The organism is Streptosporangiales bacterium (assembly GCA_009379955.1).
In the GTDB taxonomy this organism is placed as follows: domain Bacteria; phylum Actinomycetota; class Actinomycetes; order Streptosporangiales; family WHST01; genus WHST01.
In genome coordinates, this window is sequence record WHST01000078.1 from 23,167 (window position 1) to 31,000 (window position 7,834).

12 protein-coding genes are annotated in these 7,834 nt (G+C 69.8%); 1 reads left to right on the plus strand and 11 read right to left on the minus strand.

Features of this window, described 5'->3' with window-relative positions:
- Positions 1 to 62 precede the first annotated feature (62 nt).
- Positions 63 to 1,064, plus strand: coding sequence for a Fic family protein (locus GEV10_21170; protein MQA80959.1), 1,002 nt, complete (start codon positions 63 to 65; stop codon positions 1,062 to 1,064).
- A 47-nt stretch (positions 1,065 to 1,111) separates the two neighbouring features.
- On the opposite strand, the gene GEV10_21175 is transcribed toward GEV10_21170, so the two are convergent.
- The 11 genes from GEV10_21175 to GEV10_21225 form a co-directional block, all read right to left on the minus strand.
- On the minus strand, positions 1,112 to 1,450 hold the full coding sequence (locus tag GEV10_21175) for a gas vesicle protein K (protein ID MQA80960.1): 339 nt from the start codon (positions 1,448 to 1,450) through the stop codon (positions 1,112 to 1,114).
- Positions 1,443 to 1,667 (minus strand): gas vesicle protein, encoded by a 225-nt coding sequence (locus GEV10_21180; protein MQA80961.1) that lies wholly within the window; start codon positions 1,665 to 1,667, stop codon positions 1,443 to 1,445. The genes GEV10_21175 and GEV10_21180 overlap by 8 nt, the downstream gene beginning before the upstream one ends.
- Positions 1,664 to 2,536 carry a gas vesicle protein GvpFL gene (locus GEV10_21185; GenBank protein MQA80962.1) on the minus strand — a complete coding sequence of 291 codons (873 nt, stop codon included), beginning with the start codon at positions 2,534 to 2,536 and terminating at the stop codon, positions 1,664 to 1,666. Before GEV10_21185 ends, GEV10_21180 begins: the two co-directional genes overlap by 4 nt.
- Positions 2,427 to 2,813: a gas vesicle protein gene (locus tag GEV10_21190; protein ID MQA80963.1), complete on the minus strand. Its 387-nt coding sequence runs from the start codon at positions 2,811 to 2,813 to the stop codon at positions 2,427 to 2,429. Before GEV10_21190 ends, GEV10_21185 begins: the two co-directional genes overlap by 110 nt.
- Positions 2,814 to 2,818: 5 nt before the next feature.
- Complete coding sequence (locus tag GEV10_21195; GenBank protein MQA80964.1) at positions 2,819 to 3,241, minus strand: hypothetical protein; 423 nt, start codon at positions 3,239 to 3,241, stop codon at positions 2,819 to 2,821.
- Between the two features lie 22 nt (positions 3,242 to 3,263).
- Complete coding sequence (locus GEV10_21200) at positions 3,264 to 3,485, minus strand: gas vesicle protein (GenBank protein MQA80965.1); 222 nt, start codon at positions 3,483 to 3,485, stop codon at positions 3,264 to 3,266.
- Between the two features lie 3 nt (positions 3,486 to 3,488).
- Entirely contained in the window at positions 3,489 to 4,277 is a 789-nt protein-coding gene (locus GEV10_21205; protein MQA80966.1) for a gas vesicle synthesis GvpLGvpF, read from the minus strand.
- Positions 4,274 to 4,708 (minus strand): gas vesicle structural protein GvpA, encoded by a 435-nt coding sequence (gvpA, locus tag GEV10_21210; protein MQA80967.1) that lies wholly within the window; start codon positions 4,706 to 4,708, stop codon positions 4,274 to 4,276. The genes GEV10_21205 and gvpA overlap by 4 nt, the downstream gene beginning before the upstream one ends.
- Positions 4,709 to 4,715: 7 nt before the next feature.
- Positions 4,716 to 5,726, minus strand: a complete 1,011-nt coding sequence (locus GEV10_21215; protein MQA80968.1) for a cyclase — start codon at positions 5,724 to 5,726, stop codon at positions 4,716 to 4,718.
- Positions 5,719 to 6,297 (minus strand): hypothetical protein, encoded by a 579-nt coding sequence (locus tag GEV10_21220; GenBank protein ID MQA80969.1) that lies wholly within the window; start codon positions 6,295 to 6,297, stop codon positions 5,719 to 5,721. The genes GEV10_21215 and GEV10_21220 overlap by 8 nt, the downstream gene beginning before the upstream one ends.
- Before the next feature lie 113 nt (positions 6,298 to 6,410).
- Positions 6,411 to 7,592 carry an alcohol dehydrogenase catalytic domain-containing protein gene (locus GEV10_21225; GenBank protein ID MQA80970.1) on the minus strand — a complete coding sequence of 394 codons (1,182 nt, stop codon included), beginning with the start codon at positions 7,590 to 7,592 and terminating at the stop codon, positions 6,411 to 6,413.
- Between the last annotated feature and the right edge of the window lie 242 nt (positions 7,593 to 7,834).

Genomic DNA, 7,834 nt, shown 5'->3' on the forward strand with positions numbered 1-7,834 from the left:
GCCCGGGGCTATAAGTGTTCGGTACAGTTACATTGGAGCAGCTCGAACACTTTGGAGTCACCATGGCGCCGTCCGGCAGACCGTCGCGCGTCGCGATCTACCGCCGGCTCGATGAAGCGGTGGGGGAGCTCCGCGACCGGTTCGGCGGCCTTCCCACGCCGACGGAAGCGGCGGACATCTGGGTCGAGCTGTGGCACCAGGAGGCGCACAACAGCACGGCCATCGAAGGCAACACTCTCGTTCCCAGGGAAGTTCAGAAGTTGCTGGACGAGGGCACGGTTGTCGGCGGAAAGCCGCTCCGCGAGTATCTCGAGGTCCGCGGCTACGGTGACGCCGCGACCTGGGTGTACCGACAGGCATTGGCACCGGACGACTGGCACGACGGCGAGCTCGTGTGCGTTCAGGACGTGCGCCACGTCCACCACCTCTGCATGACCCCGCTGTGGACGGTCGAGCCACACACGCACGCCGGTGGCGACGAGCGGCCGGGGGATTTCCGCCGTCACGAGATCGCACCGTTCTCGGCTGGCACGAAGCCGCCGTCGTGGACCGACGTCGAGCATCAGCTGAACGGATGGGTCGATGCCACGAACGGACTCCGTCGTGGGGCTGGCGAGCCGCTCCCCGAGGCACTGGCCCGGGTCCACGGCGAGTTCGAGCGGATCCACCCGTTTCTCGACGGGAACGGCCGTGCGGGTCGCCTCATGCTCAACCTGATCCTCGTCCGCCTCGGCTACCCACCGGCGATCATCTACAAACGGGACCGCGATGCGTACCTCAGAGGTCTCCGCAAGGCGGACGCAGGAGACTTCGGACCGCTGGGTGAGCTGGTCGCACGCAGCGTGACGGCCAACCTGCACCGGTTCGTGCTGCCAGCCGTCGCCGGACCGGCTGAGCTGGTCCCCCTCGCCGCGACGGCGCGTGGCGACCTCTCGGAGAACGCCCTGCGTATGGCGGCGATCCGCGGACGCCTGCGGGCGGTCAAGGGCGACGACGGCATGTGGCGCACTACCGTCGACTGGGTCCGGCAGTACCGGGAGTCCCGTTACCGACGAGGCCTGTGAGGGGCACCCTCACGGGTTGCGGCGCTGGAGCGCACGCCCGGGGGCGGTCAACGACGCAGCGGCTCCTCGGCGAGGAGGGTACCGAGCGGGCCGAGGTCGATGTTCAGGTCGCCGGGGGTGAAGCCGTACCTGTCCTGCAGCTCGGCCATCGCCCCCTCCAGGTGCATCAGTGCCTGACCGAGCTCCTCGACCTGGTCGTCGGACAGGTCGCCCTGGTCGACGCGGCGGAGCGCCTGACGTTCCATCAGCTGACGGACGAGCTCGATGAGGGTAAGCACGAGACGCATCAGGTCGCGCGCGACGTTGTCCGAATCGGTCTCCAGCCGATCGGAGAGGTTCGTCACGTGGCCCGGCGTCGGCTGCGCCTCGTTCTGCGCCTCATTCATGGGGGCCGTCCTCCAGCTCGCTGCGCACGGACATGACGAGGGCGTGCAGCTTGATCCGGACGAGGTCGACGCCGGCGAGCGAGATCGTCACGTCGCCGCTGAGCACGACGCCCGCCCCGAGCAGGCGGTCGAGCAGGTCGACGAGGGCGACGTCGCGCCGGGGGCTCACCTCGTGCGCGAGTGACTCCGGTGCGGGTTCCCGTACCGCCTGACTCATGTCGAGCCCGTGCCCACATCGGCGAACGAGTACGGCGACCACGGGCCGGTCACCTCGAGCCGCAGGCCGGGACGCTCCTTCGCCAGTCGCTCGGCGAATGTCCGGAGGTCTTGCTCGCGGGACCGGTCGACGAGGTACGTGGCGTTGAGGACCATGTGGCCCTCGTGGCCGCTCAGCCGCTGCTCCTGCGGCGGGTACCTGCGGCTCGCGACCGCGCGGCCGGCCAGCTCCGCGTGCACGCCGTCGGCGACCTCCGCGGCGGCGTCGGCCGCCTCGGCGCGGCGGGTGGTCTCCTGCCGGCGACGCATCAGGTACGCGGTACCCGACTCGCCCACGCCCGTCGCCGCGGCGGTCGCGGCGACGCCGACCGCGTCGGTGTACCCCTTGACGCCCAGCTCGACCCGGCCGGCGAGCCGCGCCAACGTCTGCTCGAGGTCGCCGTGCCAGTCGTCGAGCTTGGCGCGCACGCTGTCGTCGTCGAGGCAGACCGTCGCGAGCCGCAGCGGCGCACAGGTCGCGACCTCGCCGACCCTCGCGACGACGCGGTTGTGCGCCCGCGCGACCGTCTCGAGCCAGCCGAGGTCCTCGAGGTTGCGGCGCAGCCCCTCCTCACCGAACTCCGCCAGGTCGACCGTGCTGACGGCGGCCGCGAGCCGGCGGTGCTCGATGACCCGGACGGGAGCGCCGGCCACGCCGGTGAGGCCTGTCACGTCGTCCGGCACGAGCGGGCGGCCGACGGCGTAGAAGTAGGTGCCGTACTCAGTCACGGCTGGCCCCCCGGCGCTCACCCGACTCCAGCTCGCCGCTCGACTCCAGCTCCTCGATCCGCTGCCTGAGCCGGCGGTTCTCGTCCTCGAGCTCGCGGTCATCGCCGCCTCGGGCTCCGGAGCTCAGCGACGGGTCGTCCTTCCACCAGTCGATCCCCATCTCGGCGGCCTTGTCGACCGACGCGACGAGAAGCCTGATCTTGACCGTCAGCAGCTCGATGTCGAGCAGGTTGATCCTGATGTCACCGGCGATGACGATGCCCTTGTCGAGGACGCGTTCGAGGATGTCCGCGAGGTTCGCCGGCTGCGGGGCCGGGGACGTCGACGCTCCGCCGCGCGCGACCCTGCCGTCGCCCCCGGTGACGACTGGCGAGTCCACGGCGCTCACCCCTCCCGGGTCTGCGAACGCACGAACCGTTCGATCCGCCGGTACGACAGCAGCTCGGCGTTCTCGTCGAGCTCGGCACGGTAGACCCCGATGACGTCGGCCGTCTCCGGCACACGGCGGATCTCCACGACGTCGAAGTCCACGCTCCAGCCGTCGTCGGTACGCGACAGCGCCGTCACGGCCTCGGGCTTACGGCCGGTGAGCTCGGCCAGCTGGCGCGACGCCTCCCGCGCGATCTCGGTGGCCGTCCTGGAACGTGTGCGCCGGCGCCTCTCATCGGTGCCGTCCGCGCTGTCGTCGCCGGAGTCCCTAGTCCGGGTCCGGCGTCTCGTCGTCTGCTTCTTCTCGTCACCCGTCTGCTCGTTCTCGTCACCGGTTTGCTCGTTCTCGTCACCAGAGTCGGAACCGCTGGTGGCCACGGCGTCCTCCCTTCGGCAGGTGTCAGTGCATCAGCCGCTCGATGAGCCGCTGCTCCAGCTCGGCCGCCTCCTCCTCGGTGATGACGCCCGCATCCCGCGCCTCGTCGACCTCGGCGAGCTGGCGGCGGATGACCGCCGGGTCGTAGTACTCGCGCTCTGCCTGCTCGAGCACCACCTCGGCGATCCACGCCGTCGCCCTGACCGGTGCCAGCGGCAGCGTCAACAGTCCGGTGAACAGGCCCATCGGTCACGTCCCCGGGACGAAGTCGTACGGGGCCTGCGGTCCGATGAGCCGCAGCCGCATCCGGTCCGCCGTCCTGCGGCCGACGTCGTCGACCGCTTCCTCGAAACGCCCGCGCTTCGACCGGTCGACGAGAAGGGCGACGTCGAGTACCTCGTCGGGTGCGCCCGGCTCTCTCGTGGCGGCCGTACGCAGGTGCGGGGTCAGGGCGGCGAGCACCACCGTCGAGTCGGCGCGGCGCTTCGCGGCGAGCGCGCCCACGACCAGCTCCCCCAGGCGCACCCGCGGCCCGTAGACGATGTCGGGGTCCTGGCCGCGCGTCGCCTCGGTCAGTTCCCTGATCTCGGGATCCTCCGCCAGCACCTCGGCGAGCACCGTCTCCTCGTGGTACGTCGCGCGCAGCGAGTACTGCGCCGCACCGTCGAGGTCCGCGAGCAGCTCGGCGAACCGCTCGTGTGATTGACCGACGATCTCGTCGACCGCTCCGGCAGGGTCGTCGACCACCGTGCCGTAGCGCATCGGCAGGACCGGTGCGCCGGCGGCCACCGCGTCGAGGACCCGCGCGTGCGCCAGCACGTCCCGCTGAGTGGCCAGGTGGTGCGCGGCGTCGATCGGACCGGCGAGCAGTGCGAGCCCGTCGCCCTCGAGCAGGTACAGCTCCTCGCCCCCGCCGACGCCCACCACGCCGCCGGGCACCGTGGTGCCGGCCCGCACCACGCCGTAGACGTAGTGCGGGCCGCTGGGGTCACGCCGGTCGACCGGTGCCGACGGCTGCGAATCGGTGCGACCGGTCACGAGTCGTCCGAGGACCTGCTGCGCTGCTGCTGCCGGCGACGCGGCTTGCGTGCCGGCTGCCGCTCGCGGTCGTCCTCGTCGTCGTCGGACCCACCGGTGACGGCCTCCTTGATCCCGGAGAGCGCACCCGACGTCTTGCCCTTGGAGCCGCTCTCGCTCATGCTCTCGACCAGCTCCGGCAGGTCCTTGCCGCCCTGCTGGGTGAGGTCGAGCCGGCTCGTGGCCTCGGCGAACCGCAGGTACGTGTCGACGCTCGCGATGACGATCCGCGCATCGATCGTCAACAGCTCGATACCGACGAGGGACACGCGGACGTACGCGTCGATGACGAGGCCCTTGTCGAGGATGATGTTCAGGACGTCGGCGAGCGAGCTCGAGGACGGCCTGTCGACGTAGCCGCCCCTCCCGCGATCCATGGTCGCCACTGTCATCTACCGCTCACCCTCTCGCCCCGGATGTGGCTGTCGTCCGTCGCCGGCGTTGGTTGCCGCGCGACGGCTCTTCCTCTTCCGCTTCCTCTTCGGGTTCCTCGTCTTCGTACTCGTCGTCGCTCGCCGCGGTCTCCCTCTCTTCCTCTTCCTCCTCCTCGTCGCGCTCGTCGTCGTCCTCGGCGTCGCGCTCCTGCTCCTGGTCGAGGGCGTCCTCGTGGGTCAGGACCACCTCGCCGTCGCGGATCTCGCCGCGCCAGCCCTCGACTGCGTCCGGGTCGAGGATGGTGCGGGTCATGACGTGCCGACGGAAGTGCTTCAGCTCCAGACGGGCACGCCTGCCCTGGGCGCGCCAGAGGTTGCCGGTCTTCTCGAACAGGCCCTGCGGGTGGTACTCCAGGACGACCAGGATCTTGGTGAGGCGGGGGGCGAGCTCGTGGAACGTCACAGTCCCGTCGACATAGCCCTTCTCGCCGGACGACTTCCACACGATGCGCTCGTCAGGCACCTGCTCGGTGATCGTCGCGTCCCAGGCGCGGTGTGACCAGAAGACCTGAGCCTTGATGCCGAGCTTCTCGTCCTCCTTCTGGTCGACCCACTCGACCTTCTTCATGAAGCCGGCCCAGTCCTGGAACTGGGTCCACTGGTTGTACGCCACCCGCACCGGGACACCGACGTCGATGTCCTCGACCATGTTGGTGACCTTCACCTTGGTCCCTCCGCCGCTGGAACCCCCGCCGAGCTTTTCCTTGACCTTGTTGCCGATGCCGGACACCGCTCCCTTGAGTGCGCCGAAGGCACCGGACTTGCCCTGTGCCTTCGCCTGCGCACCCGTGAGCGCCGCCTTCAGGCCCGGCCCGCCGCCTTCCGCGTATTCCGTGAGGCGGCCGGCCGTGTCCTCCACCCGACCGGTTGCCGCCTTGACCGCCCGCGTCGCGTAGGCGCCGGCGAGGTTCTTCAGTTCCTGCTTCAACCGGTCGACCGGGAGGTCCGCGACCGGCGATGCTGTGCGGTCAGCCATTGGTCGTACTCCTCCGCCGCTTCGACGAGCCGCTGTTCGACGATCGGGCGCCGGACTTGCCGGACGATGTCTTCTTGCTCGTGGACGTCTTCTGGCGGGCCTGTGACGTCGAGCGCTTGCGCGTGCTCTTCTCGCCCGTCCCGTCGTCGGACTGTTCCTCGGCCTGTGGTTCGTCCTCAGCCTGTGGTTCATCCTCAGCCTGTGGTTCATCCTCGGCCTGTGGTTCATCCTCGGTCTCGTCCTCGTCGTCCGACTCCGAGTCGGGGGCGACCGACCGGAGCCGGTCGGCGCGGTCCGCCAGCCGGTCACTCAGCGAGTCGATGCCCTTGCCGGCGGCGGCGACCGCCGCGGTCTTCCCCGTCTGTACGAGCCGGCTTCGCGCCTGGGCGCCGAGGCCGTCCAGGCCTGGTGCGGACTTGAGCAGGTCCCCGCCCTTGTGTAACAGGGCCGTCTTGTCCATGCGTGCTCCGGCCGCGGCTGCGCCCACCATCAGGGCGAGCTTCATCTTCTTCGACCGGCCGAGTAAGTATCCGATGGCGACAGCCGCCGCCATCGTGGGTCCGTTCTTCATCTACGACTCCAACGCCACCCCCGGTGAACGTCTGTGGCGCACGCCTACCCACACCGATCCGCGGATAACCGCAGTTGTCCCGATTTCTTCCGTGCGTCACGGTAAGTCCCCCGTCACGGTCGGAGCAGCACCTTGATCGCCCCGTCCTTCTTCTGCTGGAAGATCTCGTACCCCCGGGGGGCGGAGTCGAGCGGCAGGACGTGCGTGGCGAAACCGTCGACACCCAGGGGGTCACCGTCGGTGAGCAGCGGCATGATGTCGTCGACCCAACGTTTGACGTTGGCCTGTCCCATCCGCAGCTGCACCTGCTTGTCGAAGAGCGTCAGCATCGGCATCGGGTCGGCCATGCCGCCGTACACACCGACCACCGAGATCGTGCCGCCGCGCCTGACGATGTCGATGGCGAGGTACAGGGCGTGCAGCCGGTCCACTCCCGCACGCTCCATCAACGGTGCCGAGAGGGCGTCGGGGAGGAGGCCGGTGATCTGCTGCATCAGCCTCGCCTTGGGCGCACCGTGCGCCTCGAGCCCGACGGCGTCGATGACCGAGTCGGGTCCGCGCCCGTCGGTCATCTCCCTGACCACCTCGGCGACCTCGTCGTGCCGGCGGAGGTCGAGGGTCTCCACGCCACGCTTGGCGGCGCGCTCCAGCCGCTCGTCGACGAGGTCGATGCCGATCACCCGCCCGACGTCGCCCAGCGAGGCGACGCGGCAGGCCATGTCGCCGATCGGCCCGAGGCCGAGGACGGCGACGGTGCCGCCTGGCGGGATCGACGCGTACTCGACCGCCTGCCAGGCGGTGGGCAGCACGTCGGACAGGTAGACGAAGCGGTCGTCCGGCGGCCCCTCCGGCACCGTGATCGGCATGAAGTTCGCGTGCGGGACGCGGAGCAGCTCGGCCTGTCCGCCCGGCACCTGCCCGTAGAGCTTGGTGTAGCCGAACAGCGACGCCCCCATGCCCTTCGACCGCACCTGGGTGGTCTCGCACTGTGAGTGGAGACCCTGGCTGCACATGTGACAGTCACCGCAGCAGATGGTGAACGGGATCACGACCCGGTCGCCCGGCGCGACGGCGGTGACGTCGGCGCCCACCTCCTCCACCACGCCCATCGGTTCGTGGCCGAGGACGTCACCCTTGTCGAGGAACGGACCGAGCACCTCGTACAGGTGCAGGTCCGATCCGCAGATGCCCGTCGACGTCACCCGGACGATCGCATCCGTCGGCTCCTCGATCCTCGGGTCGGGGACGGTGTCCACCGAGACGTCGCGTCGGCCCTGCCAGGTCACCGCACGCATGTCGCTCCTTCCGTCGGCCTGGCGGGTACGGGTAACCGAGGCGGGACGTCCGAAACAGTGGTGGCCATCGCCACCGGTTCCTCGGACGCAACGGGTGCGCACCGTAGTAAAGACCTGAACGGATGGTTGGAGATCAGGACATCCCCCTGATGGGGTAAACGGGCTTGGTGTCCCAACCACTCATCAGGAGGATGTCTTGTCCAAGGGTAGTAGTCGCCGGCTGTCTCGTGGGGACCGTCGCC

Bases quoted from the DNA above. Each gene is read 5' to 3' on its own strand.
- GEV10_21170 (MQA80959.1), top strand. From the start codon at position 63: ATGGCGCCGTCCGGCAGACCGTCGCGCGTCGCGATCTACCGCCGGCTC.
- GEV10_21175 (MQA80960.1), bottom strand. From the start codon at position 1,450: ATGAATGAGGCGCAGAACGAGGCGCAGCCGACGCCGGGCCACGTGACG.
- GEV10_21180 (MQA80961.1), bottom strand. From the start codon at position 1,667: ATGAGTCAGGCGGTACGGGAACCCGCACCGGAGTCACTCGCGCACGAG.
- GEV10_21185 (MQA80962.1), bottom strand. From the start codon at position 2,536: ATGACCGCGAGCTCGAGGACGAGAACCGCCGGCTCAGGCAGCGGATCG.
- GEV10_21200 (MQA80965.1), bottom strand. From the start codon at position 3,485: ATGGGCCTGTTCACCGGACTGTTGACGCTGCCGCTGGCACCGGTCAGG.
- gvpA (MQA80967.1), bottom strand. From the start codon at position 4,708: ATGACAGTGGCGACCATGGATCGCGGGAGGGGCGGCTACGTCGACAGG.
- GEV10_21215 (MQA80968.1), bottom strand. From the start codon at position 5,726: ATGGCTGACCGCACAGCATCGCCGGTCGCGGACCTCCCGGTCGACCGG.
- GEV10_21220 (MQA80969.1), bottom strand. From the start codon at position 6,297: ATGAAGAACGGACCCACGATGGCGGCGGCTGTCGCCATCGGATACTTA.
- GEV10_21225 (MQA80970.1), bottom strand. From the start codon at position 7,592: ATGCGTGCGGTGACCTGGCAGGGCCGACGCGACGTCTCGGTGGACACC.